We start from the raw sequence: 25,690 nt of genomic DNA on the forward strand, positions 1-25,690 counted from the left end.
GCTCAGCCCTGCCCCGGGCCAAGCGCGTCCAGCAGGCGGCGCGCGGCGACCGGCGCGGAATCGGGCAGGACCCACTCCTCCCTGGCGGTCCACTGCGTGATGTATTGGGCCATCAGCATATTCGCGATGTGCTCTGCCTCGCGCTCCTGAGGCTGCGCGTAGCTGGTGCGCCCGAGCATCCGCCGCACGACCGCGGGGTCGATGTTCGGCGCGAGCAGCCGCACCGCTTCCGCGCCGCCGACGTCGACGGTGCGGTGCCCGGCGAGCAGATGGCCGAGCTCGTGACAGACGATGTGGTCCTGGTGCACCTTCGAGGTGTTGCGCTGGTAGGCGATGAAGTCGATCGCGTCGGTGACCAGCAGGCCGCCGGTGAGCCCGGTGACCGGGAAGCTCTCCGGACGCAGGCGCAGCGGCCGGGCGCGGCGCTCGGCCACCGCCTCGGCCAGCTCGCCGACGGTGAACCTGCCGGGCAGCCCGAGTCCGCGCAGTTCGCGGCGCAGCCAGCGACGATCCAGCACCGGCTGGTCACCTCCGTCCTTGCTCCAAGCCGCGATCCGCATCGCTCACTCGCGTTGTTCGTTCTCGATGCGCCGCAGGACATCCAGCATCGCCAGCACCGACTCCGCGCGGACCGTACCTTGTTGCAGCCCGTCGCGCAGCACCAGCTCGAGCACCTCGTGCTCGGCATTTCCCTTGAGCGCGTTGATCAATGCCAGCTCGCTGCCCCGCGCCGCCGCCAACTGCGGATCGGTGAACGGGTCCAGGCTGTCGAGCCCGAAGTAGCCGCGCAACACCTCGAGCGTCTCGTAGGACGGGTTCACCGCCTGTCCAGTGCGCAGCTTCCAGAGGTAGTTGGCGGACAGGCTCGCGCCGGTGGTGCGGTGGATGTCCTCGGCGAGCGCTCGATGGGTGATCTCTTGCGGCCGTCCGTCTTTGCTCGCCGGCGGGTGCATTCCGTTGACGAGCGTCGTGAGAGCCCGCGTGAACGGGTGTGCATCCTCCCCCATGATCAGCGTGTCTCCTGTAGTTGACAGCGTGTGTGTCGTAGATCATACTCGTCCGTGCTCCGCCGACGCATGCCGGTGTGGTCGCCCCGAAGGGTTGGGTGACCGCGAGAGGCCCGGCATCCGGCAGCGGCAGCAGGTGGGGCGATCATCGTCGCTCGCCCCATCTCATCGCCAGATCCACCGGCAGCGCCAGTGGACCTCGATGACGAAAACCGGAGCGCCAGGATATCTCTCGCTCGTCCACCGCCAGGGCCGAATCCGGCCACCGGGTGAAGACGTGATCCACAGCCGCGGCGGTGACGGTGTGCACCAGCGCGTTGCCCAGGCAGGCGTGCATGCCGTAGCCGAGTGCGAGCTGGGCGCCGCGGTCTCTCGTCAGATCCAGATTCCTGGGCCGGTCGAAGGTTTCGGGATCGTGATTGGCCGAGGCCAGGCACAGCAGAACGGTTTGTCCCGCGCGAATCGTGGTGTCGCCGATGGTCAGCTCGGTCATCGCGAACCGTGGTCCGGCCAGCACCTGCGGTGATAAGTAGCGCAGCAGTTCGTCCACGGCGGACTGCTTGTCGGCCGTCGCACGCCACACCCGCAACTGGTCGGGATGGCCCAGCAACGTGAGCACCGAGCCGGCGATCAGGTCGGCGAGCACTTCGTACCAGACGAACAGCAGGTAGAACAGCAGTCCGGCCAGCTCGTCGGCGGTCGGTGAGCCGGAACCTTGGTGCGCGGCGACCCACCGGCCGAGCGCCGTATCGGGCCGGGCCCGCGCGGTGGCCTCGGTGATGATCGCGTGCATGGTGGCCAGGGTGTCGCGGGCACGCGGCGGCGACTGCGACGGAAGCAGTGTCGAATTCGCCCAGTCGCGAAGACGTTCCGAGACCGAGTCGTCGAGACCGAGCAGTTCGCTCAGCACGGCTGCGGGAAGGGGCACCGCCAGCCGTTCGACCAGATCGACCGTCCCGCCCGGATCACCCCCGCGCAGCAGCGAATCCACCAGGCCCGGAGCGAGCGCGGTCCACTCGGCCAGCCTGCGCGGCGACAACTCGGCGGTGACCAGGCTGCGCAGCCGGGCATGGTCGGCCGCGGCGGCGTTGAGCATCTCGTCCAGCGGTGGTGGGACGGGGAATCCTCGGTAATCGTCCCCTCGCGCGTGCCGGGCCTGAGTGGACAGCCGTTGATCCAGCAGTCCGGCCCGCACGTCGCGGTAGCGCGTCACCAACCAAGCCGGTGGGCCGTCCGGCGTCGGAACGCGGTGCACGCCCCCAGCGGTGCGCAGCCGATCCAGCGTGGGCCACGGGTCTCGCGCGAATTCGGGGTCGAACACGTTCGTCACCCGGTCATCATCGCGCACCGTATGGTGCGCACGAACGGGCAATGGTTACCGCACGGGCCGGCGACGCCGTGGAGTGCGGCGGAACGCTCCGATCAGGAGGCGGAGGCTCCGGTCTGCCGTATCGCGTCGAGAACCTCGCCGTAGGTCAGCGTCGTGGAGTTCACCAGGGCGCGCTCCGACGGCACGTCGATGTCGACGGAGTCGATGCCGTTGACGCCGCGCAATGACGATTCGATCGCCGACGCGGACTCGCGGGTAACGTTGTGCAGAGTAACTGTGTACGTCATGCATTTCGCATTGCCCGATTCGCCCCGATCAAACTTTCCTTTTCGCCGCGTTTGATCGCCTGGACCCCGGGAATAGCGGTGTTGTCATACGACTCGACGCCACAGGGATTGTCATGATCATCATCATCGGGCTCGTCGCTCTGATCGCGGCCGTGATTATCGGAGTTGCCGCCGTAGTCGGCAACACCGGCTCCGCTCAGCAACTGACGAGCGATTTCGCGGTATTCGACTATCACTTCCAAGGTTCCAGCGGAGCGCTGTTCGGCTACGGGGTCGTGCTCGGCGCGATCGGCATGTTCGGACTGGCGCTCGTCCTGACCGGTGCCTGGCGGGTGACCCGCCGCGGCATGGTCGCGCGTCGTGAACTAGCGCAGTCTCGTCGCGAGATGGCGGCGGTACGGCGTGATCTGGCGACAGACACCTCCGTCCCGGTCAAGGGCACTGCCCAGGAGCCGGCCTGGCGGCGGTGGCTGCGCACACCCGGTTCGGGCGGCACCCGGACCGATCGCGGCGCGACGGTATCGACCTCCAAACCCGTGACCGCGAAATAGTTATCGAGAAAAGGAACACGACAATGATTATTCTCGGCCTCATCCTCCTGGTTCTGGGCTGGCTGCTCGGAATTTCGTTGCTCACCACCGCGGGCATCATCGTGCTGATCATCGGGCTGGTGCTGCTGGTGGCCGGTTCGGTGGGCCGTCCGGTGGGCGGCCGCCGGTGGTACTACTAGAGGAATTCGCCATGAAGTTCGAAGATCGCCTCGCGCACCAGGTGCAAGCGACCAGGGGCAGCTTGAAGAAATTCTTCGGCGCAGCGACCGGAAACTCCCGGCTGGAGGCCGAGGGACGGCGTGAGCAGGCTCGCGGCAACGTCAAGCGGGCCGCGGACAAACTGCGGGACGCGTTCAAGCGCTGACCGCGTCACCGGCGACCGGTGCCGGGCGAAGGCCGACAGCCTCCGCCCGGCATCGGCGTGCGTCGGGACCGATGCGCAACAGCGCTGCGCCGGAGTCATATTCCGGCGACGTCGGCCAGCTGCCCGATGCCATAGGTGACGGCCATGGCCAGCGCACCGCCCAGCACCACCCGCAGCACCGCCCGGCCACGGGAACTTCCGCCCAGCCGGGCGCTGACCGACCCGGTGAGCGCGAGCGCCGTGAGCACGGCCGCGAAGGTCACCGGAATGCGCGCGGTGACCGGCGGCAGCAGGATGGCCAGTAACGGCAACAGCGCGCCGAGGGTGAACGCCACCGCCGAGGACAACGCCGCCTGCCAGGGGTTGGTCAACTCGGCGGGGTTCAGGCCGAGTTCGGCCTCCGCGTGCGCGGTGAACGCGTCGTGCGCGGTGAGTTCTTCGGCGACCTTCCGCGCCGTTTCCGGCGTCAGCCCCTTCGCCCGGTAGATGCCCGTGAGTTCGGCCAGCTCGTAGTCCGGCTCCTCGCGCAGTTCCCGGCGTTCTTTCGCCAGCAGGGCCCGCTCCGAATCGCGCTGGGTGCTGACCGACACGTATTCGCCCACCGCCATCGAGATCGCGCCCGCCGAAATGCCCGCGATGCCCGCCGTGAACAACGCCGCGGTCTCGGTTGTCGCGGCGGCGACGCCCACGACCAGCCCCGCCGTGGACACGATGCCGTCGTTCGCGCCGAGCACACCCGCGCGCAGCCAGTTGAGCTTGGCGGCGAAGCCGTCGCCGTGCGGTTCGTGCGGGTGCGCGCCGGAGGCGCTGGTCGTGCGAGCCATGAACGCACCCTAATGACACCGTGAGGCGCGGACGGGAAGCCCGTGCCCGGGTGGCCGGTCAACCGCCGGGTTGACGGGGAACCGCCAGCGGATGCGGAAGCATCGTGCGGTGGATGATCTGCAGGATCAGCAGGAACAGGACCGAGAGCGCGGCGGTGGTGTAGTCCCCGAGCAACACCGCCAGCACCGCGAACCCACCGAACACGGGCAACTCCAGCAGGGCGCACCAGCGCAGGATCCGCAGCCGCCTGGCGTTGGCGGCCAGCCGTTGCACGCCGTCGTCGATGATGGTCAGCGCCGTCTCGTAGCGCACCATGCCGTCACCGACCTGGACGAACATGTGCACCGCTTGGTCGCGGCTCAGTTCGCCGAGCCAGGCTCGGTCGATCAGCCGCTTGCCCTCCTCGGCGACCTCCTTGATAACCGCGTCCATGCGGCCCCCTTCCCAGTCGTTCCAGGAGTCTAGCGGCCGAATCGTGCCTTCCCAGTGGCGATTCAAGCGGGTGGGAAGACGTAGACGCGCTCCGGGAGGATCCGCACGATCAGCCGGTGCGCCTCGGGTTCCGGCGGAGGCGTGGCGCCGCCCATGTACTTCGCGTACATCGCGGTGAGCAGGGTCTTGTCCGGGTCGTCGGTGATCTCGACCCGGCCGCGCACCTCCACATACCGGCCGTCGGTGCGGCTGAGCACCAGCAGGCTCACCCGGGGATCGCGCACCATGTTGCGGGTCTTCAGTCTCCCCTCGATCGTGCTGAACAGCAGGGTGTCGCCGTCGTAGTCGACGAAGATCACCGAGGACTGCGGACGGCCGTCCGCGTTCGCGGTGGCCAGGACGGCGGCGTGGGGGCCGTCGATCAGGGTGCGCACGGTGTCGTCGAGTGGCATGGGAATTCTCCTCGGTCGATGCGGGAATCACGGTGATCCCCGACAGGTGGACTTCCGTCGCGAGCCGGAGGAATCGGGGTCCGCGATTCTTTTTCGCGTCCCGCTCGGTCTCATCTGTGACGGCTCACGCTCGGTGGACCGGGAAAGGACCTGCGGATGACCACGACCAGCGCGCTGCCCGACGCCGAATTCATTCGCCGCACCCAGCCGTATCGCCGGGAACTGCTTGCGCACTGCTACCGCATGCTCGGCTCGGTCCACGACGCCGAAGACCTGGTGCAGGAGACCTATCTGCGGGCTTGGCGCTCCTTCGACACCTTCGAGGGGCGCTCGTCGGTGCGGACCTGGCTGTACCGGATCGCCACGAACGCGTGCCTGACCGCGCTCGGGCACCACGGGCGGCGCGTGCTGCCGTCCGGTCTCGGCGCGCCGGGCACGGACCCGTCCGCGCCGCCGGTGGCCGCCGCGGCGGATGTCCGGTGGCTCCAGCCCCTGCCGGACGCGCTGGTGACGCCGGAGTCGGCGGACCCGGCCGGTGTGGCCGTGGCCCGCGACAGCCTGCGCCTCGCGCTCATCGCCTGCCTGCAACACCTGAACGGCAGGCAGCGCGCCGTGCTGCTGCTGCGCGACGTACTCGGACTGCCCGCGGCCGAAGTCGCCGACCTGCTGGACACCAGTACCGCGGCGGTGAAGAGCACGTTGCAGCGTGCCCGGGCCCGGCTGGCCGAGGTCTCGTCGGCCGCCGAGCAGGCGGTGGCGCCGAGCGAGCCGGGACAACGCGCGCTGCTCGAGGAGTACCTGATCGCGTTCCGCCGTGCCGATCCCGCGGCCATCGAACGACTGCTGCACCGCGACGCCGTTCTGGAGATGCCGCCGTCGGGCACCTGGTTCGCGGGCAAGCGGACGTGCGTCGACTACCTGGCCCGGCAGGTCCTCGGGACCCCCGGCGAGTGGATGCTGTTCCCGGCCGCGGCCAACGGGCAGCCGGCCGCGGTGGCCTATCACCGGGAATCCGGCTGCGACTACCGGGCTTTCGGCGTCGCGGTGCTCACCACGACGAAGGACTCGATCATCCGGATCACCGCATTCGGCGACCCGGATCTGGTCACGGCCTTCGGATTCGCCCCGGTCCTGGGGTGACCCCGTCAGGCCCGGTCGGTGCCAGGACGATCGTCTCGAATACCGATCCACGCGTAGTCGCGCGCTCTGGTGATCGCGACGAGCTTCTGCCGGTCGGCGAGTTCGGCTCGTTCGCGGCTCGCGCCCAGGCTCGGCTGCGGGCTGCCCGACCAGGTCGGGTGGAAGACGGCCGCGAAGTCGAGGCCTTTGGCGCGGTGGACCGTGCCGACCTTGACCGCGGCCACCAGTGTGCCGTCGTACTCCTCGAGGCGCAGCGTCGCGATGCCGACGGCGTCGAGCGCCCCGGCGAGCCGGTCGGCCTCATGGCGCGTCCTGGTCAGCACGGCGATGTCCGACAGCGGTTTCCCGCACTCGCGGATGCCGCGCACCAGCGCGGCCTCCAGGTACTGGTCCGGTCCACGCCAGACGTGCACCAGTCCGTCGGGCAGGGCGACGTCGGCGTCGCGCAACAGCACGCCGGGCGCGTCGTCGAGATCGCCCAGGGCGTTCACCGCTTCGATGCCGGCCGCGTTCTCCCACACGCGGCGGCGATTGCGGTAGTTCACCCGCAGGATCTCCCCGCGGCCGCGCAGGTTGATGCCCGCGTCGGCCATCCGCCAGCCGCCCGCGTACACCTGCTGCTGCCCGTCGCCGAGCAGCAGCAGCGGACTCGATCCGTTGCCCCCGGCGATGGCGTGGGCCAGCCGCAGCCCGGCCAGCGTCATGTCCTGCACCTCGTCCACGACGACCGCGTCGTACGGTTGCGCCAGTGGTTCGTTGCGGATCTCGGCCAGCGCGACGGCGATCACGTCGCTGTAGTCGGAGATGCCGCGTCTGCGCATCTCGGTCACGTAGGGGACGTAGAGCTTGCGCCACACCTCGGCGCGCCGGTCGCCGTCGAGGCGCACGCCGTCGCGTCCGAAGCGCTCGGTGCGCTGATAGACGTCGAGATCATCGATTTCCCGGCCCTTGATGACCCGGTCGATCTCCTCCCGCCAGTAGCTCTCGTGCGGTTCGAGGTCCTCGAAGTCCGCTCTCGCCCGTTCCCAGACACGGCCGAAGACCTGATCCGCTCCGTGTGGATCGAGCCTGGGCGCCGCTATCCGGTGGCCGAGGAAATCCAGAGCCCAGGAATGCAGTCCGGCGAACTGGACACGGCCCTCGGTTCCGGGCGCGAGCCGGCGGAAGTAGGTTTCCTGGCAGTTCGCCAGGGTCTTGACGAACGTGGTGTACAGCTGACGTCCGGTGGATCGCTTGGCCTGCCTGGCCATGCGGTGCAGCGCCACCACCGTCTTCCCGGTGCCCGCGGGGCCGGTCACCCGTGCCGGGCCGGTGTACGTGCGGGTGACCAGGAGTTCCTGTTCGGGATCCAGGAAGGTCATCCAGTGCTGGAACGGTATCCGCAGCGCGGTGTCCCGTTGCGGAGCGAGCACCTCCGACCGCTCGAGCAGGGCGAGGTCGGGTGGGCCGTCCTCGTCGATCTCCAGTAGGTCGTATTCGCGCGCGGACTGATGCGCGATCGTGTTCGCGATCGCCTGTACCCGGCTCGGGCGCAGCCGCCGGCTTCGTGCGCGGATCACCCGATCGAGCTCGCCCGGCCCGGCGACGGCGAACCGGCCGTCCTCGCGCAGGCCGACTCCGGCCGGGACGAGCAGGACGATCTGCACGTCGTGGGCGACCACCTTCTCCCGCCCGAACTGCAACTTGCCGAACCTCGCTTCGACGTCGCGGCGGATGTCATCGAGTTCGGCAGGTACGTTGTCGGCGAAGCGGAACGCGAAAAAACCTGTGCCGCAAACCATCAGCGCATGCGCGTGGCCTGCGGGCGCGCGCCCCGCGTCCCGGTGCACGAGCAGGTACCGCCCCGGCTGCGTCAGCGCGTCGGCGAGGAATGCTGCCTGATGCGAGGTGAAGCCGGGGATGCGGGCCAGCGCGTCCGCGACGCGGGCAAGCCAGGTATCGGTGCTCATGGGTCCCCCTTCGGTGCACACATACCTCGTCTTCGACGGTAAAGACCCGGCGTCGAGGAGGGAATGCACCGAACACTTTCCGCGGCAACCGTTACCGAAACGGGCGAATCGGACGCCGGACCGTTGTCGACTCGTCACCCGAAAGTGTTGTGCCGCTAGGTTCTTCCGTGCGGTCCGGTGCGGCGTAGCGCGGTGGGCGTTGTGCCCCACCATCTTCGGGCACATCGGGTGAACGTCGCCTGCTCCGACAGCCCGATCAGCGAGGCGACCTGACTCATCGGCATATCCGTCGTGGTGAGATACCGGCGCGCCGCGTCACGGCGGACCTCGTCCAGGATCGCGGCGAACGAGGTGCGCTCGGCCGCGAGACGTCGTTGCAGTGTGCGCGGGTGCACGGTCAGCAGCCGGGCGACAGCGCCGAGCTCGGGCGCGGACGTGCCGAGCAGCTGCCGGACGGCGGCGCGCACCTTCGGAGTGATCGCCGCGTCCGCGCCGCCGGACTGTTCGGCGAGGAACGCGATGGCCAGCCGGTGCAGGTTCTCGTCACCGCCGGTCAGCGGCCGGCTCGCCAGGCTGCTCGGCACCCGCAGCGCCGCGAACGGCCGCTCGACGCGCACCGGCGCGCCGAAGAACTCCTCGTAATCGGCGACCGGCGCCTCCGGCCGATAGGGCAGCTCGACCGAGCGCAATCCGTAGCGGTCGTCCACCAGACGCGCAATGGTGCGATGCACGAACGCCAGCCCAAGGTCGGTGCCCTGGACCGGGGTCGGCAATCCGGGCTGCACGCCGTACCGCAGCGCGATCACTCCGCGATCTCCGTAGGGGTCCGGCTCCAGCGTGAGGCTCAGCGACCGCGCGTGCAGGAACAGATACCGCGCCGAGCATTCGAGCACGTCGGCCAGCGACGGCGAATTCCGGATGGCCAGCGCCAGCGGGCCGAGCATGTCCAGGTCCTGCCGCTGGGAGATCCGCAAACCCAGGTCGGGGCAGCGCAGTTGGTGGGCGGCCAGCTCCAGCACGCCCGCGACCCGCTCGTCGGGCACGAGCAGGTCGTCGGTGTCCAGCGCGGCCGCCGGCAAGCCGCACGCCGTGGCCATCGCCTCGGCGTCCCCGCCCAGCTCGGCCACGGTGGCGCGGAACCCGCGCAACCCCGCGGACCGAATCACCGACATGTCGTCGAGGATCAAATACTTGTCGCGCAAAGTCAAGGAAGCCATCCGCACGGCTCGCACACTGGAGACATGACCGAGACCGTCGCAGTACCGGAACACCTCGATGTCGTGATCGTCGGCGCCGGACTCTCCGGTATCGGCGCGGCCTACCGGCTGCAGACCGAGTGCCGGGGCAAGACCTACGCCGTCCTGGAGGCACGCGACGCGCTGGGCGGCACCTGGGACCTGTTCCGCTACCCCGGGATTCGCTCGGACTCCGACATGTTCACCCTCGGCTACCCGTTCAAGCCGTGGCGCGAGGCCGAGTCGATCGCCGACGGTCCGTCGATCCTGCGCTACATCACCGAGACCGCGACGGAGCACGGCATCGACCGGCACATCCGCTACCGCACCAGGGTAATCGCCGCCGACTGGGACAGCGGCGCCGCACGCTGGACGTTGACGCTCGAGCAGCGCGACGCGGCGGGTGGCACCGAGACGCGCACGCTCACCTGCGGCTTCCTCTACGCCTGCGCCGGGTACTACGACTACGAGCAGCCGTACGCGCCGGAGTTCCCCGGCATCTCCTCTTTCGCCGGTGCGGTGGTGCACCCGCAGTTCTGGCCCGAGGACCTCGACTACCGCGGCAAGCGCGTCGTGGTGATCGGCAGCGGCGCCACCGCGGTCACGCTGGTTCCGGCCATGGCGCAGCAGGCGCAGCTGGTGACGATGCTGCAGCGCACGCCGACCTGGATCAGCGCCGTACCCGGCCGGGACAAAGTGGCCGACAAGGTCCGCGAACTACTCCCGCCGCGGCTGGCGCATCGCGTGATCCGCACCAAGAACATCCTCTTCGGCATCGGCTTCTACCAGTACTGCCGACGGCGTCCGGAAGCGGCGCGCAAGCTGCTCACCGGCCTCACCACGCGCATCCTGAAGGACGACAAGGCCGTCGCGGAGCACTTCACGCCCAGCTACAACCCGTGGGACCAGCGGCTGTGCGCGGTCCCGGACGCGGACTTCTTCAAGGCGATGAAGAAAGGCAAGGCCGAGGTCGTCACCGATCACATCGACACCTTCGTGCCGGAGGGTATCCGGCTGAAGTCGGGCCGGGTGCTGGAGGCGGACGTCGTGATCACCGCGACCGGGTTGAAACTGCTGGCCTTCGGCGGTATCGCTCCCACTGTCGACGGCGCGCGAGTCGAGTTGTCCGAGCAATTCGTCTGGCAGGGGACCATGATCACCGGTGTGCCCAACTTCGCCGTGTGCATCGGATACACCAACGCGTCCTGGACGTTGCGCGCCGATCTCACCTCCCGGCTGATCTGCAAGGTGCTCAACCACATGGATCGCAAGGGCTACGCCGCCGTGGTGCCGCAGCCGCAGGCGGACCTCGCCGAGCACCCGCTGCTGGACCTGGCCTCCGGTTATATCCAGCGCTCCATCGGCGACTTCCCGCGCCAGGGCGATCGTCATCCGTGGAAGGTGCGGCAGAACTACCTGCTCGACTCGGCCACCACGCTGCGTACGGACTTGGACAAGACGCTCACCGCGACGCCGAAATCGGCGGTGCGCCAGCCGGTGCCGGTCGTCTAGCTCGGCAGTCGTGCGGGGCGACCTATCCCGCGCGGAGAACGACGATGCCCGGGGTGGACCGGACGTACTCGGCGAAGGGCGAGTCCACCACCTTGTTGTTGCCCGCGAGCGACGACGCGTTGCGGAAGACCGCGCCCGCGGGGGTCATGACGAAGATGCCGACGTGGGTGACGTCCAGGCCCGGTTGGCCGGTGTAGGCGCCGATGTAGTCGCCGGTGCGAAGCCCGCTCACGACGTCCTGGTCGACCGCGGCGCTGGGCACGTAGGTGATGGCGCGATCCACCACGGGCAATCCGGGCAGATGGTTACCGCCGTCGGCTTTCGCGTTGAGGTGCTTGGTGACCGTCACCGCCCTGGGGCTCAGGGTCGCCGTGATGTCGGTGGCCGCGGCTCGGGCGGTGTGGGCCCAATCGCTGAAGAAGTGTTTGCGCTGCCGGAAATCGACTCGGCCACCGGCATAGCGCGTTTCGATCAGATTCGCCGTGAACCGATCCCGATCGGTCGATCTGCTGAGCGCCTCGACATAGTCGAGATAGGTGAAGCAGTCCACCCGGCGGAAGTCGATGACCAGCTGCTCGGGCTCGGTCGCCGACCCGACGAGCATGTTCGCGCCGTACGGCGTGCCGAGGAACGGCCGCGAGAGCAGCTCGATCAACTCCGCCTTGCTCGCCGAGGCGGGCGCCTGTGCACGCACCGACAGCAATTCGTCGAGCTTGCGCGCGGTGGCGTCGTCGAGGTGCCCGGCCGGTGGCGCGCCGAGCGCCGCGGGCGGTATCGATACGGCGGCGCAGGCGAGGGCCGCCAGGACGAGCAGTACGCGAGCGATGGTGCGCAAGACGCCTCCAGCAGAGGTGATCGGTACACGACAGCGACACCCACGGTAGCGGGCGAAGGACAGCCGGGCTCCACGATGACCTAGCGCTGACCGAACACCCCTCCTGATGGACTGAACGCCGGGTCACGTCGCGGTGGCCCGAACGTCCAACCGAAAGGGACATCCGACATGACGAGATTCGTTCGAGTCACCGTTGCTCTCGGCGGTCTGGCCGCCGTGGGGGCGCTGCTGGTTCCGGCGACCGCCTCCGCGCAGCCGGGTCCGGGCGGGCTGCTCGAGACGACGTGCAGCTTCGCGCAGATCGACGCCGCCGTGCATGCCCAGTTCCCCGAACTCGCAGCCAAGCTCGATGCGCACCCTGAACGCAAGGCCAAGCTCGGAGAATTCCTCGGGCTCCCGGTCGACCAGCGCAAGCAACGCGCCAAGGAGTTCCTGGACAAGCACCCGGAGGCAAAGGGCAGGCTCGAGGAGCGGCGCGATTCACCGCGGGCGCAGGAGCATCGCGAGAAACTGCGCGTCCTCGCCGACACCTGCCACAACTACTGAGCACGGCACGGGCGAGGTGTCGGACTCGCCCGTGCCGCACCAGGCGATAGCCGCGCTATCCCCCGGCGCGTGGGAGATCGACGGTCACCGCGAGCCCGCCGCCCGGGCGCGCCGCCGCGCGGACCGTGCCGCCGTGGGCCTGCGCTACCGAGCGCACGATCGACAAACCGAGCCCCGCGCCGCGGGCGCCGGACTCGGCCAGACGTTCGGAGGAGGTCAGTCTGCGAAATGGTTCGAAGAGACCGTCGACTTCGAATGCCGGAACCGGTTGGCCGCTGTTCTCCACCGTGAGTACCGCGCGCCCGCCGATCGTCCGGGACCCGATCATCACCCAGCCGTCCTCAGGGAGGTTGTAGCGCAGGGCATTGTCGAGCAGATTGTGGACGAGGCGTTCCAGCAGAAGTCGATCCCCGAGCACAGGTGCGGGTCGTAGGTCTGCGGTGATGCGTGCGCCCGGCCGGCCGGCCGGCGTCCCGACCGCGTCGGCCGCGATGTCGGCGAGGTCGGCGCGGCGATGTTCGGTCAGCCGCTGTTCGCTGGTGGCCAGCAGCAGCAGGCCGTCGATCAGCCGTTCGTGGCGGTGGTTGACTTCGAGCAGCGTGGCGCCGAGCCTGCGGGTGGACTCCGGCACGTCCGGGTCTTCCAATGCCACCTCGATCAACGTGCGATTGATGGTCAGCGGGGTGCGCAGCTCGTGGGAGGCGTTCGCGACGAACCGGCGCTGGCCGTCGAACGCACGGTCCAGGCGCTCCAGCATCGCGTCGAAAGTGTCCGCCAGATCTTTGAGTTCGTCCTGCGGACCTTCGAGGGCGATGCGCTCATGCAGGCTGGTGTCGGCCACCCGTCGTGCGGTCGCGGTGATCCGCTGCAGGGGATGCAGTGCGCGTCCGGCCAGCAACCAGCCGAACCCGCCCGCTGCGATGCCGACGGCGCCCAGGGACACCAGCGACCACATCAGCATGGCGCGCAAGGTGTCCCGCCGATTCCGCTGGGCCTGCTCGGTCAGCGCCTTGTACAGGTCCGTGGAGACCGGAGCCCGGTTCCGTTCCGCACGTTCGATGAGATACTCACGCACCACCTGCTGCGCGCCGACGCCGGGCCGTCGCTCCAAGAACTGGTTCAGATAGAAGTACATCAGCGCGATCAGCACCGCGCCGGCCAGGAAGAACGCCGTCGCGTACAGCATCGTGAGCCGCAGCCGGATGGTGCGCCCGCTCATCGGATCCGGTATCCGACGCCGGGCTCGGTCTCGATCACCGGCGGTTCGCCCAGCTTCCGTCGCACGTTCATGATCGTGTACCGCACCACGCCGGTGAACGGGTCGATGTGCTCGTCCCACGCCTTCTCCAGCAGGTGCTCGGCCGAGACCACGCCGCCGTCCGCAAGCAGCAGTTCGGCGAGCACCGCGAACTCCTTGCGCGACAGCGACACCGGCTCGCCATCTCTGGACACGGCGAAGCGGTGCGGGTCCAGCCGGATGCCGGACCGTTCCAGCACCGGGGGAGCGGCGCTGCGCGCGCGGCGCCCGAGCGCCTGGATCCGGGCCACCAGCTCGGCGAACGCGAACGGTTTCGTCAGATAGTCGTCCGCGCCCAATCCCAGACCCGCCACACGTTCGGCCACGGCGCTCGCGGCCGTCAGCATCAGGATCCGAGCGACGCCGCCGGACTCGACCAGCGTGCCGCACACCGCGTCACCGGGGACCCCCGGTAGATCTCGGTCGAGCACCACCACGTCGTAGTCGTTGACGCCTGCGCGCTCCAGTGCCGCGCCGCCGTCGTACACCACGTCGACCGCCATGGCGTGGCGGCGCAGCCCGTCGGCGATCGCGTCGGCCAGCAATTTCTCGTCCTCGACAACAAGCACCCGCACCCCGCCATCGTGCACCCTTCCGCTGTTGGGCGGCTGTTAGTTCAGGTGGCCGGGCAGGTCTGGGTAGGCTCGTGACGACCCGGCGCACCCGACTCCCAGGAGAGACACGTCATGGCAGGCGACTGGAACGCCCAGATCATCGAGGAATTCCGCGCCAACCAAGGCAAGGTCGGCGGTCCCTTCGCGGGCCGCGAACTCCTGCTGCTCACCAGCACCGGCGCCAAATCCGGTCTGCCGCGTACCAATCCGTTGGCCTTCATCCGCGACGGCGCGGACATCGTGGTCATCGCCTCCAAAGCGGGCGCTCCCACCAACCCCGACTGGTTCCACAACGTGCGTGCCAACCCCGAGGTCACGCTCGAAATAGGCACCGAAACGCTCGAGGCGACCGCGACTCCGGTCACCGACGGGCCGGAGCGCGATCGCCTCTACGCCGCGATGGTCGAGGTCATGCCGGGCTTCGCCGAGTACCAGGAGAAGACCGACCGGGTGATTCCGGTGGTCAAGCTGACGCCGCGCTGACCGAAGCACGTGCGCGTGCCGGGTGGTCGAACGTCACCAGCCCCGCGGTATCCGCACGTACGGCTCGCGCCCGTCAGCCGACTACGCCACGCCCACCGAGGACAGCAGCATGGGCAGGGCGGCGCGCATCTGAATCTTCCAGGCGTCCCAGTTGTGGCCTTGATTCGGGACATACCGCTCGTCCACCTGCGCCCCGAGCTGTTGCAGACGGTCCACGAAGCGGAAGTTCTGCTCGTAGGCGGCGGACTCCACGGGATCGCCCTTGCCGTAGGAGACGAACAGCGGAATCCCGGTGAGGTCGGCGGCCCGGCTGTACGGGTTGTTGGCGACCCAGATATCGCGGTGGACGGCGTAGTCGCCCCAGACCCGTTTCCAGTCCGCGGCGCAGCCCTGGCCGGGCTTGTCGGGTTCGCCGGGCGCGCCGGAGTCGTGCAGCGGGTCGACGTTGCCGCTGAAGGAAGCGGCCGATTCGAACCAACCCTGATGCGCCGCAGCGAATTTCATAGCGCCGAGGCCGCCCATGGAGTTACCCGCGACGGCGCGTGTCGCATTGGCGCGGTAGCCCGATTCCAGCAGGGTCCGCACATCCTCCAGGAGGTAGCTCTCCCAGGCGGGCGGACCGCCGCGACCGTCGTTGTACCAGTTGGAATAGGCGCTGCACCAGCTCGTTTCGGGCAGCACGAAGATTGCGTCCTTGCCCGCGGTGAGCGCCTCGAGATCGCCCTTGTCGGTCCAGGACTTGTGGTCGTCGAAGCCGCCGTGCAGCACCCACACGGTGGGCCAGGTCCGGGCGGCGTCCTTGGACCAGCCAGGCGGGAGCAGCAGCCGGACCACCTTGACCGACCAGTCCGGGCCCTCGAGGTGGGGCGAGGAGAGCCCGATGTCGAGAATCCGGTCGCTGACCCGGGTCTCCCAGCGCACCGTCGACACCGCCTGGGCGGGCTGAACGGACAGGAAGGGCACGGTGAGACCCGCGATGACGGTGGCGATGGCGAGGGCAATCCGGCTCAGGCGACGCAACGATCGGACCTTTCGCTCTGCGGTCGTATCGAAATGTTCACTCTCACAACCGAATCTAGAGCACCGCGACCTCTGTGAATAGCGCTGTTCGCAAATAATCTCGGCGCAAGCCGCTACGCGTTGCGCGACCAGCATGTTTCGGCCCGGGTACCGCCGAGCCGAGCGGATCAGCCTGCGGTGATTCCCGTGATCAGCGTTTGGTCCGTACCGGTCCGGGTCGTGATGAACTGCGTGAAGGTGTTCGGGTCCTCGTCGGGGAACTGCTGGGTCAACCGGACTTCCCACCGCGCTTGGCCGTCGGGGCCGTCACCGGCCCGGGAGATCTGGACGCAGTACCGGGTGCCCGCCGGCACTTGGTTGATACCGCGCTGGATCTGATCGGCGGGCGCCACCGCCGCGTCGGGGGCGACCACCGCGCGGGCCCGGTATCCCGACCGTTCGGCGTAATAGGCGTACTCGAAGGCGAAGATGGCGTCGGGGCCGCTGCCGGTGCCGCCCGGATCGGTGCCGGAAACGACATCGGCGGTGCGCTTCTGCTCGCAACCCGGCGTCGCGATGGCCCACGGGGGCTTGACCCGGGACGTGGACGTGGAGGGGACCGCGGCGGGTCCGGCCGCGCGCGCGGGCGACGTGACCGCCGCCTTACGCGAATTCGAACCGGAACCGTAGATCATGGCCAGGCCGATCGAGATGGTGGCGACCACGATGGCGAGGACGATCAAGACGGTCAGTGAGCGATTGCCGCGCTGTTGATCCGTGCGTCGCGGATGGCGCACCGGGGTGCCGGGATGCCGGCCGGATCGATTGACTATGGCGGGCGCCTTGACAAGGCCGTCCTCGACCCCGGGCGGTTCCGCGGCAGCGGGCGCGCTGCGCTGCTGCGCGGCCTGCGGTCGCGGCGCTTGCTCGGCCGGTGGCGCGGGATCGAGCCATTGTTCCCACTCGCCGAAGTGCGGCCGGGAATTCTGCCGCTCCGGCTCGCGCGGCGGCTCCGCGACCTCGTACTCCGGCTCGCGGCGCCGAACCTGCTTGCGACGGCCGGGCGAACGACGTCGCTTCGACGGCTTGCTCGCGGGAATGCGCAGCATCGGCAGACCCGTGTCGAACGGATTGCTCTGGCTCGCGCCCTGACTGGGATGGTCCCGGTCAGGGGGTGTCATCGTCGAATTCGCCCAGCACCGGTACGACCGCTGTCACAGCGGACGGGATGGTCACGCCGAGCTGTCCGTCGCGCGGCTTGTGCTCGTGGTCGTTGCCGCCGGGCGGCGGAGCGGGCGGCAGCACCATGCCGCCGCTGTGACCGGGCTGACCGGGGTGGTCCGGACGGCTCGCGGGCGCCGGCGGCGTGGAGTCGGCGAACGGCGCGAGGGTGGGGGCGGGCCTGCTTTCCGGCTTGGGCACGTCCGGCCGTCCGGCGGGCGCGGAATTGCCGGGCGGGTTCACCGAACCGGGACCGGTGGACGACGGCTTGTGGTCCTGCGATCCGCCGAAGTCGAACAGCTTCGAGGAATTCTTCGAATCGTCGCCGCCGGTGCCGGAGTTGGTGGTGGAGCCGGGGTTGATCAGTTCCGGAATCGCCTTGTCCGCGGCTGCCGCGACCGTATCGATGCTGTGGATGCCGACCTCGGCGATCTTGTCGATGATGTGCGTGCCGATGTCGACGCCCGCGTTGATGGCCGTGGTGCCGAGTTGCACGCCCGCGGAGATCAGCGCCTGCTGCAGCTGGAGCTGGGCGGCCAACGCCGGGTCCATGGGCTGCGTGGTGGCAGGTGTAGCGGTGCCCGGCACGACTGGCGCGGCGCCGCCGGGGTAGGGCCCGGTGCCGCTGGAGTGGGGCCCGGTGCCGCTGGGATGGGGCCCGGTGCCGCCGGAGTGGGCGGCCTGACCTTGGCTGACACTGACACCGGACGGGCTGGTGACCGTGAGCGGCCCCATCTCGTCGAGCTTCCTGGTGTGGTCGTCCATTTCGGTACGCGCGGCCGTCACGGTGGTGAGCGCGTCGCGCAGCGCCAGGCTGGCGCGGGCGATGACGGCGTCGGTCTCCGGCGCCGAGCTCGCGTTGCCCAGGATCTCCCGCGCGTCGCGGCGGAAGTCCGCGATGATCTGGTCGACCCGCCGTGCCGCGCGCCCGGACGTGGCGTGCGCGTCGGCGAGGACGGACAGATAAGCGGGCCCCCGATCGGAAATGTCACCGATCTGGGTCTGCGTGGTGCGCATCGCGGGCACCGCGTTGTCAGCCGCGCGGGAGGTCCAGGTCGACTCCAGCGCGTACAAGCCTTCGCGGTGCGGACCTTCGGTATCGGCCACCTGTGTGGAGGCGGCCGAAAGCGCGCCGGTCGCAGCCGCGCTCGGCACGCCGACACCGGTGCCGAGCGAGGAGCGCAACGTCAGCAGTGGGCGCACCAGTGCGGCGATGATCGGCGGATCGGCGCCCGGTTCGGTGCTCTGCGGCCGGGGGGCCTCGGCGGCGGGCTGGGTGGCGTGCGCGCGTTTGCGCAGTCCCATCAGGCTTCTCATGCCAGTGCCTCCCCGGAGCGGGTGATCGCGGCGGCCGTCGTGGCGTCCACATCCTGGGCGTCCGCGCTGTAACCGCGCAGCACCTGGCCGTAGGCACCGACCAACTGCCCCGCGGTCGACAACGCTTCCGCGTGTTCGGATACGGCGGCGGAGAAACGCGCCGCGAATTCCGCGCCGACGAGCCCGAGATCGGCGGCCAGCCGATCCGGATCCACCGCGCCGGAGGCGACCGTGGCCGCCGACGCCAATTGTTTCGACACCGCGTCCGCTATCGCGGTGTAGGCGGCCACCGCCGCCGGGTCGAGCCTGAGCGTGTCCACTGTTCCCCTCCCGGATCCCAGTCTGTCGCTGCCGCGCCAAGATTCACCGCCAAGCGTACTGTGCCGGAGGGCTGCTATGCGCCCGATCCTCGGTGGTCTGTTCCCCGCGTCCGCCGCCCGCGGCGTCCGCGCTGCCCACCGCGATCTCTGTCGGATCCGTTCAAGAGCGCGGACGTGGCGTCGCGCGGCGGGCCGACCTCCCTGTTCACGAGCCCTCCTCGACGGCCGCCACCTGAGCGGATGCCCACGTGTCGAGATTGTTATGCGGAACAACAAATCAGCTGTTGTGCCCTGTGTCACAGTCGAATATGTTGCTGTGAACAACATTCGCTCCACTCCGACCGGCCCCGGGATCTTCCCGGGGCCGGTGATGAAAGGCCCACTCATGCGTAAGGGCATGTTCAGCGCCGCGGCGCTGTCGTTCGCGCTGCTCGCCGCCACGCTCACCGCGTGCGGCGACGACGCCGCGGAATCCGGCGGCAGAACCCAGATCGGCGTGATCCTCCCGGACAGCAAGACCTCCGCACGCTGGGAGACCGCGGACCGCAAGTACCTACAGCAGGCTTTCGAAGCCGCGGGCGTCAAGGCCGATATCCAGAACGCGCAGGGCGACAAGAACGCCTTCCAGACCATCGCCGACCAGATGATCACCAACGGCGCCGCGGTGCTGGTGATGACCAACCTGGACAGCGGCACCGGCAAAGCCGTGATCCAGAAGGCGAAAGCGCAAGGGGTCACGGTGATCGACTACGACCGGCTCACCCTCGGCGGCGGCGCCCAGTACTACGTCTCCTTCGACAACGTGAAGGTCGGCAGCCTGCTCGGGGAGGGCGTCGCGCGATGCCTGACCGACCGCAATGCCGCGCGCCCGGTGGTCGCGTACCTGAACGGAGGACCGACCGACAACAACGCCACCCTGCTGAAGACCGGCTACGACGGGGTGCTGAAGCCCCGGTTCGACGCCGGGCAATACGTCAAGGGGCCTGATCAGGCTGTCCCGGAGTGGGACAACACCAAGGCGGGCACGATCTTCGAGCAGATGCTCACCGGCCGGCCGGACATCGGTGGCGTCGTCGCGGCCAACGACGGATTGGCCAACGCCGCGATCGCCGTGCTGAAAAAGCAGAAGCTCAACGGTCAGGTGCCGGTCAGCGGGCAGGACGCCACGGTGCAGGGCTTGCAGAACGTGCTGGCGGGTGACCAGTGCATGACCGTCTACAAGGCGATCCAGAAGGAGGCGGAGGCGACCGCGAAACTCGCGGTGGCGCTGGTGAAGGGGGAGCCGGGCACGACCAACGGCGCGGTGCGCGACCCGGAGTCGAATGCCGACGTGCCGTCGGTGCTGCTGGAGCCGAAGGCGATCTACCCGGGCGAGGTCAAGGATGTGGTCGCCGACGGCTATGTCACCAAGGCCGAGTTGTGCACCGGCGAGTTCGCGAAACTCTGCGCGGACAACGGGATCTGATATCGCACGCCCCTTCCGCGGTTCGATGAGGGGATTGCGGAAGGGGCTCCATTCCTGCTCGAGGAGCTACCCCATGTCCGAACTGCCGGTCATCGAATTACGCGGAGTTCAGAAAAGTTTCGGCCCCGTCCACGTCCTGCACGAGGTCGCCTTCAGCGCCTATCCCGGCGAGGTCACCGCCCTCGTCGGCGACAACGGCGCGGGCAAGTCCACGCTGGTCAAATGCATCGGCGGCACCCATCCGATCGACGCGGGCGAGTTCCTCTTCGAGGGCTCCCCGGTGCAGGTGCACAGCCCGCGCGACGCGGCGGCGCTCGGCATCGAGATCGTCTACCAGGATCTCGCGCTGTGCGACAACCTGGACATCGTCCAGAACATGTTTCTCGGCCGGGAGCGCAGGCGCGGTCTCGTGCTCGACGAATACACGATGGAGGAACTGGCCGGAAAGACGCTGGCCGGCCTGTCGGTGCGCACCGTCAAGTCGGTGCGGCAGCAGGTTTCGAGCCTGTCGGGCGGTCAGCGCCAGACGGTGGCCATCGCGAAAGCCGTGCTGTGGAACAGCAAGGTGGTGATCCTCGACGAGCCGACGGCCGCACTGGGCGTCGCGCAGACCCAGCAGGTGCTCGAACTGGTCCGCAGGCTCGCCGACCAGGGTTTGGCTGTGGTGCTGATCTCGCACAACATGAACGACGTCTTCGCGGTGTCCGACCGGATCGCCGCGCTCTACCTCGGCCGGATGGCGGCTCAGGTCCGCACCTCCGACGTGACGCACGCGCAGGTGGTCGAACTGATCACTGCGGGCCGCAGTGGCGCGCTCGGTCTCGAGACGAGCGGAGTCGCCCGATGACCGCGGTGACGACCCAGCGGCGACCGGCGGCGGCGCCGGTGACCGACCTCGTGAGCGACTACGTCGGCCGGGTGCGCGGGGGCGACATGGGGGCGCTGCCATCGGTGATCGCGCTGGTCGTGCTCTCGGTGATCTTCTGGGCGGCGCGCCCGGTCTTCATGTCCGAGGCCAACTTCGCCAATCTGTTCACGCAGGGCGCGGCGATCGCGGTGATCGCGATGGGACTGATCTTCGTGCTGTTGCTTGGCGAGATCGACCTGTCGGCCGGATTCACCAGCGGCGTCTGCGCGGCCGTGCTCGCCGTACTGCTCACCGACAAAGGGTGGCCGTGGTATCTCGCGGTGCTGGTCGCGCTGCTCACCGGTGTGGCGATCGGACTCGTGATCGGCACGGTCGTGGTGACGATCGGGATCCCGTCGTTCGTGGTGACGCTGGCGGCGTTCCTCGCGCTGCAGGGCGTGGCACTGAAGATCATGGACAACGGCCGCAACATCTCCATCCGCGACGAGACGATCGTCGCGATCGCGAACAAGAACGTCCCGCCCGCGATCGGCTGGGCGCTGTACGCGGTGCTGATCGCCGGGTTCGCGCTGGTCCAGTACCGGAAATTGCGGGCCCGCACGAAACTCGGGCTCACCGGCACGACGGCGCGCACCGTCGTGGTGCGTGTGGCGCTGCTGGCGTTCGTGGCGGGTGCGGCGGTGCTGGTGCTCAACGGCGAGCGCAGCCGCAATCCCGCGTTGCACTCGCTGGCGGGGATGCCCATCGTGGTGCCGCTGATCGTGGCCCTGTTGCTGCTGTGGACATTCGTGCTGGACCGCACCGCGTTCGGCAGGCACATCTACGCGGTCGGCGGCAACGCCGAGGCCGCCCGGCGGGCCGGTATCGCGGTGGATCGCGTGAAAATCACCGCCTTCGTGCTGTGTTCGACGATGGCGGCGGTGGGCGGGCTGATCGCGGCCTCGCGCGCGAATTCCGTCGATCCGAACACCGGCGGCAGCGACGTGCTGCTCACGGCGGTCGGCGCGGCGGTGATCGGCGGCACCAGCCTGTTCGGCGGCCGCGGGCGGATGCTGGACGCGGTGCTCGGCGCCGCGGTGGTCGCGGTGATCAACAACGGGATGGGGCTGATGGGCTACAGCGCGGGCACGAAGTTCGTTGTGACAGGATTTGTGCTGCTCTTGGCCGCCGGAGTGGACGCGCTGTCGCGTAAGCGTGCGCTCCTGCATCGATGAATCCCAGCCCCGTGACGAAAGCCCGGTGAATGCGAGCAGCACCTTCTCCCGAGGAGATCCGCACGCGCAACCTCGCCGCGCTGCTGCGGAACGTCCACCGTGACGGGGCGATGTCGCGCACCACGCTCGCCGAGCGAATGGGATTGAACCGCAGCACGATCCTCGCGCTCACCACGGACCTGGCGGCCGCGGGTTTGGTGAGCGAGGAGCTGCCCGGCCAGACCGGACGGGCGGGCAGGCCCTCCCTGGTGGTGCGGCCGCGGGCGGAACGGGTGTACGTCGTCGCGCTGGACGTCAGCGCGGACCGCCTCGCCGCCGCGCGGGTCGGGTTGGGCGGCTCGGTGCTCGATCGCACCGAGAGCACCCGTCCCCGTGGCGCGTTCGACCCCGACGATGTGATCGCCGCGCTGGTGACCATGGCGCGGGCGATGATCGCCGCGGCCGCGCCGGACGCCGTGTGCGTCGGCGTCGGTGTCGCGTTCTGCGGCATGGTCCGCGAGGAGGACGGTGTGGTGCGGTACGGGCCGAACCTCGGCTGGGTGGACGTCGCCTTCGGCGCCGCGATGACCAGGGAACTCGATCTCGGCCTGCGGGTCGCGGTCGGCAACAACGCCAACCTCGGTGCGCTGGCCGAACGGGAACGTGGCGTCGGCGTCGGCTTGGCGAATCTGATCTACCTGCACGGCGACGTCGGCATCGGCGGCGGAATCATCGTCAACGGCGAGTTGCTCGGCGGGGAAGGCGGTTACGGCGGAGAAGTCGGCCACATGATCGTTCATCCGGGTGGGCGGCCCTGCGCCTGCGGTTCCCGGGGCTGCCTCGAGGCCGAAGCGGGCGAACTCGGGTTGATCGCGGCGGCGGGACGCAGCGATCCCCCCGGACAGGCGGCGGTCGACGCGATCGTCGATGCCGCCGCCCGCGGCGACACGACAGCACGGGACGCGCTGCACCAGGTCGGCGAATGGCTCGGATACGGCGTCGCCAATCTGGTGAACGTCTTCAATCCGTCGGTGGTGGTGTTCGGCGGCGTGTTGCGGGAGATCTATCTGGCGTCGGCGGCACAGGTGCGCAGCCGGGTGGCGATGAACGGCCTGCAAGCCGTCCGCGAACGGGTTCGCCTGCGCACCAGCGCACTCGGCGGCGACGCGACCCTGATCGGCGCTGCGGAACTGGCCTTCACCGACGTGCTCACCGATCCGTTGCAGACCTTGTCCCGCACGTCCGCCGCGCGCGCCTGACGGGCCGGTTCGGACGCGACCCGGCGTTATGCGGCGCCTGCCGCGCTGAACTCCGACAGGTGCGTGGCGAGCAGCCGGACACGCACCCGTTGTTCGTCGGTGGTTTCCTCGGGGTGGTGGATCTCGATGCTCAGCCGGTCGTCGAAGGTGCTGATGATGATGGTGCCGCTCGGCTGCTGCAACCGGTGCCCGGTCTTGTCCGGTTTGCCCAGCATGATCGAGCGGAAGTCGGTGATTCGCAGGTCGTCCGGCACCCGGGGTCTGCGCACGCGTCCCCAGTTGGTGGCGAGCACGATTCCCGGTGCGCGCGGTGGAGGGCCCGCGGCGATCTCGGGGATGTGCAGCGGTGTCTGCTGCACCAGGCCCGTGTCCACTCCGGCGCGCAGCGTGTCGCTGATGCCGCGAGCCAGCTCCACGAGCGACGTGCCCGTCCGCGGTGCCGGGACGAAGTTCGCGAAGCCGAGTACGTTGGTGCCTTCTGTCGTCGCGATCGGCGGCGTCACCCGGGTGCGCAGGTCGACCGAGTAGGTGTAGGCCAGCTCGGCCAGGGGCAGCCTGCGCAGCTCGGCCTCGGTGAGCATGATCGCGGCGGAGGCGAGGCCGTTGATCGTGGTGTTCTCCCGATGCCCCAGCTCGACCAGCGCGGCGGTCTGCTCGCGGGTCAGCCTGCACCGTGCCGTGCGGGGCAGAAGGTAGTCGGGATCCTCCGGGCCGGCATACATCTGGGCGACACCCATCGGGCGGTGCGGCATCACGGGTGTGTCGGTCTTGCGCACGCCGCGCTCGCGGAGCAGGTCTTCCACCGAGCGTGGGAAGCCGTGCGGCTCCAGCTCGGTGGGACGGCCGCGGGCGAGGTCGGTATAACACGACCACAGCTCGGCGAACACGGCCAGCGAATGATAGGCGTCCGCGACACTGTGGTGGGTCACCAAGGTGACACCGGCGGTGGCGCCGTCGCGGACCACGCACAGCGAGCCGAGCGCTCTGCGCTGATCCAGCCGCGCGCCGGTGAGCAACCGCTCGGGATCGCCCTCGGCGACGGTCATCTCCGCTGCGGCGCCCGGGGATTCGAGCAGGAGGTGCCCGCCGCGCCCGTCCGGCTCCAGGTGGGCGCCGAGGATCGGGCGGGAGCGAACCACGGCTTCGAACGCCGCCGACAGCGCGGCGAGATCCAACCGGCCGGCGACCCGAATCGAATAGCCGACGAGGACTTCGCTGTTGGCGAAGATCGCCTCGCTCGGCGCCAGCGGACGGATGACGGTTGCTGCGGTCATGTCGCTTCCTCCACCTGAGCCTGTCCCAGAGGCTAGTCCGAAGCCCGGACGCGCCAGGCTCTTTCGGCAGCATCATCTGTGTCCTGTATCGGGAGATAGCGGACCGCTGTTTCGCGTCGTTGCCACAACGACACCTTGCCTGGACCAGGCCATCCGTCGCGCAGCCCAGCGTTAGCTACCGCGCCTCTAGAGTGATACTCTAGAGCATTGCTCTAGAGGAGGCTGGAATGACCGAACTCGTCACCTACCGGTTCGACGCCGGGGTCGCCACGATCACGCTGGACGACGGCAAGGCGAATGTGATGTCGGAGAACATGATCGGGGCCATCGCCGCCGCCCTGGACCGGGCCGAGGCCGACCGTGCTGTCGTCCTGTTGACCGGACGCCCGCGCATGTTCTCCGCCGGCTACGACCTGGCGACGTTCTCCCGTTCCGCCGACGACATCCGCGGCACCCTGCGTGCCGGAGGCAACTTGGTCCATCGGCTGCTCGGGTTCCCGTACCCCGTCGTCGCGGCATGCCCAGGGCACGCGATCGCCCAGGGCGCGTTCACGTTGCTGGCCACGGACGTGCGGTTCGGTGTCGCGGGGGATTTCAAGCTCGGTCTCAACGAGGTCGCGATCGGGCTGACCATTCCGCATTACGGCGTGGAGACGGCGCGGCATCGGCTCACCGCGCCGGGCTTCGACCGGGCGGCCAACACCGGCATCCTGGTCGGTCCCGAGGAAGCCAGGCAACTGGGTTTCCTCGACGTGCTCGCCGCCGACGCTGACGATCTGCGCGAGCGCGCGACCGCCGAGGCGCACCGATTGACCGGCATCGACTTCGCCGCACATACCGGCACGAAGTCGCGGGTCCGTGCCCAGGTGCTCGCCGCGGTCCGGTCCGGCATCGACGCCGAATTCGGGGCGTAGC

The 25,690-nt window shown here is 69.2% G+C and carries 29 protein-coding genes; 12 read left to right on the forward strand and 17 right to left on the reverse strand.

Annotation, left to right across the window (positions count from 1 at the left end):
• Positions 1 to 2: 2 nt before the first annotated feature.
• From ON19_RS06695 to ON19_RS06710, 4 genes are all read right to left on the reverse strand, one after another.
• Positions 3 to 560: an ImmA/IrrE family metallo-endopeptidase gene (locus ON19_RS06695; protein ID WP_083899182.1), complete on the reverse strand. Its 558-nt coding sequence runs from the start codon at positions 558 to 560 to the stop codon at positions 3 to 5.
• 3 nt (positions 561 to 563) lie between these two features.
• Positions 564 to 1,007, reverse strand: coding sequence for a hypothetical protein (locus tag ON19_RS06700; protein WP_043688316.1), 444 nt, complete (start codon positions 1,005 to 1,007; stop codon positions 564 to 566).
• 145 nt (positions 1,008 to 1,152) lie between these two features.
• Positions 1,153 to 2,337, reverse strand: coding sequence for a cytochrome P450 (locus ON19_RS06705; RefSeq protein ID WP_043688452.1), 1,185 nt, complete (start codon positions 2,335 to 2,337; stop codon positions 1,153 to 1,155).
• Between the two features lie 92 nt (positions 2,338 to 2,429).
• A complete protein-coding gene (locus tag ON19_RS06710) occupies positions 2,430 to 2,624 on the reverse strand; it encodes a heavy-metal-associated domain-containing protein (protein ID WP_043688317.1) in 195 nt (64 codons plus the stop codon).
• A gap of 113 nt (positions 2,625 to 2,737) precedes the next feature.
• Here ON19_RS06710 and ON19_RS06715 point away from each other — a divergent pair, with 113 nt between their 5' ends.
• Genes ON19_RS06715 through ON19_RS39980 form a run of 3 tightly spaced genes read left to right on the forward strand, consistent with a single transcriptional unit; the run spans position 2,738 to position 3,539 of the window.
• Complete coding sequence (locus tag ON19_RS06715; RefSeq protein ID WP_051168591.1) at positions 2,738 to 3,175, forward strand: hypothetical protein; 438 nt, start codon at positions 2,738 to 2,740, stop codon at positions 3,173 to 3,175.
• A 23-nt stretch (positions 3,176 to 3,198) separates the two neighbouring features.
• Positions 3,199 to 3,354: a DUF6131 family protein gene (locus ON19_RS42795; RefSeq protein ID WP_085994835.1), complete on the forward strand. Its 156-nt coding sequence runs from the start codon at positions 3,199 to 3,201 to the stop codon at positions 3,352 to 3,354.
• Between the two features lie 11 nt (positions 3,355 to 3,365).
• Complete coding sequence (locus ON19_RS39980; RefSeq protein ID WP_083899183.1) at positions 3,366 to 3,539, forward strand: CsbD family protein; 174 nt, start codon at positions 3,366 to 3,368, stop codon at positions 3,537 to 3,539.
• 95 nt (positions 3,540 to 3,634) lie between these two features.
• Here the strand turns inward: ON19_RS39980 and ON19_RS06720 are convergent, their stop codons facing one another.
• The 3 genes from ON19_RS06720 to ON19_RS06730 form a co-directional block, all read right to left on the reverse strand.
• Complete coding sequence (locus tag ON19_RS06720; RefSeq protein ID WP_043688319.1) at positions 3,635 to 4,363, reverse strand: VIT1/CCC1 transporter family protein; 729 nt, start codon at positions 4,361 to 4,363, stop codon at positions 3,635 to 3,637.
• Positions 4,364 to 4,421: 58 nt separating this feature from the next.
• Entirely contained in the window at positions 4,422 to 4,796 is a 375-nt protein-coding gene (locus ON19_RS06725) for a hypothetical protein (RefSeq protein WP_043688320.1), read from the reverse strand.
• Positions 4,797 to 4,858: 62 nt separating this feature from the next.
• The gene (locus ON19_RS06730; protein WP_043688322.1) at positions 4,859 to 5,248 is read right to left on the reverse strand and encodes a PPOX class F420-dependent oxidoreductase; all 390 of its coding nucleotides are present in this window, start codon (positions 5,246 to 5,248) and stop codon (positions 4,859 to 4,861) included.
• Between the two features lie 156 nt (positions 5,249 to 5,404).
• On the opposite strand from ON19_RS06730, the gene ON19_RS06735 reads away from it, so the two are divergent.
• Positions 5,405 to 6,388, forward strand: a complete 984-nt coding sequence (locus tag ON19_RS06735) for a sigma-70 family RNA polymerase sigma factor (protein ID WP_043688324.1) — start codon at positions 5,405 to 5,407, stop codon at positions 6,386 to 6,388.
• Between the two features lie 5 nt (positions 6,389 to 6,393).
• Here ON19_RS06735 and ON19_RS06740 read toward each other — a convergent pair whose 3' ends face one another.
• Complete coding sequence (locus ON19_RS06740; protein ID WP_051168592.1) at positions 6,394 to 8,337, reverse strand: UvrD-helicase domain-containing protein; 1,944 nt, start codon at positions 8,335 to 8,337, stop codon at positions 6,394 to 6,396.
• A 155-nt stretch (positions 8,338 to 8,492) separates the two neighbouring features.
• Positions 8,493 to 9,554 carry an AraC family transcriptional regulator gene (locus ON19_RS06745; RefSeq protein WP_227954448.1) on the reverse strand — a complete coding sequence of 354 codons (1,062 nt, stop codon included), beginning with the start codon at positions 9,552 to 9,554 and terminating at the stop codon, positions 8,493 to 8,495.
• 24 nt (positions 9,555 to 9,578) lie between these two features.
• Here ON19_RS06745 and ON19_RS06750 point away from each other — a divergent pair, with 24 nt between their 5' ends.
• On the forward strand, positions 9,579 to 11,084 hold the full coding sequence (locus tag ON19_RS06750) for a flavin-containing monooxygenase (RefSeq protein WP_043688325.1): 1,506 nt from the start codon (positions 9,579 to 9,581) through the stop codon (positions 11,082 to 11,084).
• A gap of 22 nt (positions 11,085 to 11,106) precedes the next feature.
• Here ON19_RS06750 and ON19_RS06755 read toward each other — a convergent pair whose 3' ends face one another.
• Positions 11,107 to 11,919 carry a DUF1460 domain-containing protein gene (locus tag ON19_RS06755; protein WP_043688327.1) on the reverse strand — a complete coding sequence of 271 codons (813 nt, stop codon included), beginning with the start codon at positions 11,917 to 11,919 and terminating at the stop codon, positions 11,107 to 11,109.
• A gap of 168 nt (positions 11,920 to 12,087) precedes the next feature.
• On the opposite strand from ON19_RS06755, the gene ON19_RS06760 reads away from it, so the two are divergent.
• Positions 12,088 to 12,465: a hemophore-related protein gene (locus ON19_RS06760; protein ID WP_043688328.1), complete on the forward strand. Its 378-nt coding sequence runs from the start codon at positions 12,088 to 12,090 to the stop codon at positions 12,463 to 12,465.
• Positions 12,466 to 12,520: 55 nt separating this feature from the next.
• On the opposite strand, the gene ON19_RS06765 is transcribed toward ON19_RS06760, so the two are convergent.
• Positions 12,521 to 13,684: a sensor histidine kinase gene (locus ON19_RS06765; RefSeq protein WP_043688330.1), complete on the reverse strand. Its 1,164-nt coding sequence runs from the start codon at positions 13,682 to 13,684 to the stop codon at positions 12,521 to 12,523.
• Complete coding sequence (locus tag ON19_RS06770) at positions 13,681 to 14,337, reverse strand: response regulator transcription factor (RefSeq protein WP_174377670.1); 657 nt, start codon at positions 14,335 to 14,337, stop codon at positions 13,681 to 13,683. Before ON19_RS06770 ends, ON19_RS06765 begins: the two co-directional genes overlap by 4 nt.
• Positions 14,338 to 14,448: 111 nt before the next feature.
• Between ON19_RS06770 and ON19_RS06775 the strand changes: the two genes are divergently transcribed.
• Positions 14,449 to 14,859, forward strand: a complete 411-nt coding sequence (locus ON19_RS06775) for a nitroreductase family deazaflavin-dependent oxidoreductase (RefSeq protein WP_043688332.1) — start codon at positions 14,449 to 14,451, stop codon at positions 14,857 to 14,859.
• 81 nt (positions 14,860 to 14,940) lie between these two features.
• On the opposite strand, the gene ON19_RS06780 is transcribed toward ON19_RS06775, so the two are convergent.
• The 4 genes from ON19_RS06780 to ON19_RS06795 form a co-directional block, all read right to left on the reverse strand.
• Complete coding sequence (locus ON19_RS06780) at positions 14,941 to 15,879, reverse strand: alpha/beta hydrolase (protein WP_043688333.1); 939 nt, start codon at positions 15,877 to 15,879, stop codon at positions 14,941 to 14,943.
• 167 nt (positions 15,880 to 16,046) lie between these two features.
• Positions 16,047 to 17,039, reverse strand: coding sequence for a DUF8176 domain-containing protein (locus ON19_RS38715; RefSeq protein ID WP_051168593.1), 993 nt, complete (start codon positions 17,037 to 17,039; stop codon positions 16,047 to 16,049).
• A complete protein-coding gene (locus ON19_RS06790; protein WP_043688335.1) occupies positions 17,026 to 18,396 on the reverse strand; it encodes a hypothetical protein in 1,371 nt (456 codons plus the stop codon). Before ON19_RS06790 ends, ON19_RS38715 begins: the two co-directional genes overlap by 14 nt.
• Entirely contained in the window at positions 18,393 to 18,716 is a 324-nt protein-coding gene (locus tag ON19_RS06795; RefSeq protein WP_043688336.1) for a hypothetical protein, read from the reverse strand. The genes ON19_RS06790 and ON19_RS06795 overlap by 4 nt, the downstream gene beginning before the upstream one ends.
• A gap of 316 nt (positions 18,717 to 19,032) precedes the next feature.
• Here ON19_RS06795 and ON19_RS06800 point away from each other — a divergent pair, with 316 nt between their 5' ends.
• The 4 genes from ON19_RS06800 (at position 19,033) to ON19_RS06815 (ending at position 23,501) form a co-directional block, all read left to right on the forward strand.
• The gene (locus ON19_RS06800; protein WP_227954447.1) at positions 19,033 to 20,181 is read left to right on the forward strand and encodes a sugar ABC transporter substrate-binding protein; all 1,149 of its coding nucleotides are present in this window, start codon (positions 19,033 to 19,035) and stop codon (positions 20,179 to 20,181) included.
• A 73-nt stretch (positions 20,182 to 20,254) separates the two neighbouring features.
• Positions 20,255 to 21,028 carry an ATP-binding cassette domain-containing protein gene (locus ON19_RS06805; protein ID WP_043688337.1) on the forward strand — a complete coding sequence of 258 codons (774 nt, stop codon included), beginning with the start codon at positions 20,255 to 20,257 and terminating at the stop codon, positions 21,026 to 21,028.
• Positions 21,025 to 22,263, forward strand: coding sequence for a sugar ABC transporter permease (locus tag ON19_RS06810; RefSeq protein WP_043688339.1), 1,239 nt, complete (start codon positions 21,025 to 21,027; stop codon positions 22,261 to 22,263). Before ON19_RS06805 ends, ON19_RS06810 begins: the two co-directional genes overlap by 4 nt.
• A 29-nt stretch (positions 22,264 to 22,292) precedes the next feature.
• Positions 22,293 to 23,501 (forward strand): ROK family transcriptional regulator, encoded by a 1,209-nt coding sequence (locus tag ON19_RS06815; protein WP_043688341.1) that lies wholly within the window; start codon positions 22,293 to 22,295, stop codon positions 23,499 to 23,501.
• A gap of 26 nt (positions 23,502 to 23,527) precedes the next feature.
• Here ON19_RS06815 and ON19_RS06820 read toward each other — a convergent pair whose 3' ends face one another.
• Complete coding sequence (locus tag ON19_RS06820; protein ID WP_051168594.1) at positions 23,528 to 24,775, reverse strand: phthiocerol/phthiodiolone dimycocerosyl transferase family protein; 1,248 nt, start codon at positions 24,773 to 24,775, stop codon at positions 23,528 to 23,530.
• Between the two features lie 227 nt (positions 24,776 to 25,002).
• Between ON19_RS06820 and ON19_RS06825 the strand changes: the two genes are divergently transcribed.
• Positions 25,003 to 25,689, forward strand: coding sequence for a crotonase/enoyl-CoA hydratase family protein (locus tag ON19_RS06825; RefSeq protein WP_043688342.1), 687 nt, complete (start codon positions 25,003 to 25,005; stop codon positions 25,687 to 25,689).
• Position 25,690 lies beyond the last annotated feature (1 nt).

This window comes from Nocardia abscessus NBRC 100374 (genome assembly GCF_000308455.1).
Taxonomy (GTDB): domain Bacteria; phylum Actinomycetota; class Actinomycetes; order Mycobacteriales; family Mycobacteriaceae; genus Nocardia; species Nocardia abscessus.

Bases quoted from the DNA above. Each gene is read 5' to 3' on its own strand.
- ON19_RS06695 (WP_083899182.1), bottom strand. From the start codon at position 560: ATGCGGATCGCGGCTTGGAGCAAGGACGGAGGTGACCAGCCGGTGCTG.
- ON19_RS06700 (WP_043688316.1), bottom strand. From the start codon at position 1,007: ATGGGGGAGGATGCACACCCGTTCACGCGGGCTCTCACGACGCTCGTC.
- ON19_RS06710 (WP_043688317.1), bottom strand. From the start codon at position 2,624: ATGACGTACACAGTTACTCTGCACAACGTTACCCGCGAGTCCGCGTCG.
- ON19_RS06715 (WP_051168591.1), top strand. From the start codon at position 2,738: ATGATCATCATCATCGGGCTCGTCGCTCTGATCGCGGCCGTGATTATC.
- ON19_RS42795 (WP_085994835.1), top strand. From the start codon at position 3,199: ATGATTATTCTCGGCCTCATCCTCCTGGTTCTGGGCTGGCTGCTCGGA.
- ON19_RS39980 (WP_083899183.1), top strand. From the start codon at position 3,366: ATGAAGTTCGAAGATCGCCTCGCGCACCAGGTGCAAGCGACCAGGGGC.
- ON19_RS06720 (WP_043688319.1), bottom strand. From the start codon at position 4,363: ATGGCTCGCACGACCAGCGCCTCCGGCGCGCACCCGCACGAACCGCAC.
- ON19_RS06725 (WP_043688320.1), bottom strand. From the start codon at position 4,796: ATGGACGCGGTTATCAAGGAGGTCGCCGAGGAGGGCAAGCGGCTGATC.
- ON19_RS06730 (WP_043688322.1), bottom strand. From the start codon at position 5,248: ATGCCACTCGACGACACCGTGCGCACCCTGATCGACGGCCCCCACGCC.
- ON19_RS06735 (WP_043688324.1), top strand. From the start codon at position 5,405: ATGACCACGACCAGCGCGCTGCCCGACGCCGAATTCATTCGCCGCACC.
- ON19_RS06740 (WP_051168592.1), bottom strand. From the start codon at position 8,337: ATGAGCACCGATACCTGGCTTGCCCGCGTCGCGGACGCGCTGGCCCGC.
- ON19_RS06745 (WP_227954448.1), bottom strand. From the start codon at position 9,554: ATGGCTTCCTTGACTTTGCGCGACAAGTATTTGATCCTCGACGACATG.
- ON19_RS06750 (WP_043688325.1), top strand. From the start codon at position 9,579: ATGACCGAGACCGTCGCAGTACCGGAACACCTCGATGTCGTGATCGTC.
- ON19_RS06760 (WP_043688328.1), top strand. From the start codon at position 12,088: ATGACGAGATTCGTTCGAGTCACCGTTGCTCTCGGCGGTCTGGCCGCC.
- ON19_RS06765 (WP_043688330.1), bottom strand. From the start codon at position 13,684: ATGAGCGGGCGCACCATCCGGCTGCGGCTCACGATGCTGTACGCGACG.
- ON19_RS06775 (WP_043688332.1), top strand. From the start codon at position 14,449: ATGGCAGGCGACTGGAACGCCCAGATCATCGAGGAATTCCGCGCCAAC.
- ON19_RS38715 (WP_051168593.1), bottom strand. From the start codon at position 17,039: ATGACACCCCCTGACCGGGACCATCCCAGTCAGGGCGCGAGCCAGAGC.
- ON19_RS06790 (WP_043688335.1), bottom strand. From the start codon at position 18,396: ATGAGAAGCCTGATGGGACTGCGCAAACGCGCGCACGCCACCCAGCCC.
- ON19_RS06805 (WP_043688337.1), top strand. From the start codon at position 20,255: ATGTCCGAACTGCCGGTCATCGAATTACGCGGAGTTCAGAAAAGTTTC.
- ON19_RS06810 (WP_043688339.1), top strand. From the start codon at position 21,025: ATGACCGCGGTGACGACCCAGCGGCGACCGGCGGCGGCGCCGGTGACC.
- ON19_RS06815 (WP_043688341.1), top strand. From the start codon at position 22,293: ATGCGAGCAGCACCTTCTCCCGAGGAGATCCGCACGCGCAACCTCGCC.
- ON19_RS06820 (WP_051168594.1), bottom strand. From the start codon at position 24,775: ATGACCGCAGCAACCGTCATCCGTCCGCTGGCGCCGAGCGAGGCGATC.
- ON19_RS06825 (WP_043688342.1), top strand. From the start codon at position 25,003: ATGACCGAACTCGTCACCTACCGGTTCGACGCCGGGGTCGCCACGATC.